The organism is Pseudomonas koreensis, from assembly GCF_036668835.1.
Taxonomy (GTDB): Bacteria; Pseudomonadota; Gammaproteobacteria; order Pseudomonadales; family Pseudomonadaceae; genus Aquipseudomonas; species Aquipseudomonas koreensis_I.
The window spans coordinates 1-453 of the sequence record NZ_JAZEVW010000035.1 but is presented as its reverse complement, the minus strand read 5'-3'; the positions used below and the strand labels follow the sequence as shown (position 1 = coordinate 453).

The 453-nt window shown below is 61.6% G+C and carries 1 protein-coding gene; it reads right to left on the bottom strand.

Translation table 11 applies throughout. From position 1 onward, the window contains the following. On the bottom strand, nt 1–453 hold a 453-nt coding region (locus tag V6F91_RS27185), incomplete at both ends, for an immunoglobulin-like domain-containing protein (RefSeq protein ID WP_332769931.1).

Genomic DNA, 453 nt, shown 5'->3' with positions numbered 1-453 from the left:
GTGCGGTGGTGGTCGCGGTGCCGGTGGTTTGGCCAACACCGATGGTGATGGTCTGGCCGTTGGCCAAGGTCACGACGACAGGCGAGCCGGTCACTGGCGCACCGACGGTGGCGGTGTAAGTGACGGTTCCACCTTCAGCCACCGAAGTATCAGCGGTCAGTTTGACGGTCGAGGTATCGACGGTGTCGGTAACCTGGGTGATCGCAGGCGTGGTGCTTGGAACAAGGTTCTCGAAGTTACCACCGGTGGCGCTGGTGATGGTCGCCTGCACGGAGCCGGCATCTTTGTAGACGTCATCGGACGGTGCTGGGACAGTTGTGGTACCAGTGGTTTCGCCAGCCTTGATGGTGATCACGGCACCGTTCGACAGGGTCACGGTGACTGGCGAACCGGCAGCGTTGCTCAGTGTTGCGGTGTAAACAATCGAACCACCTTCAGCCACGGAGCCCGTCG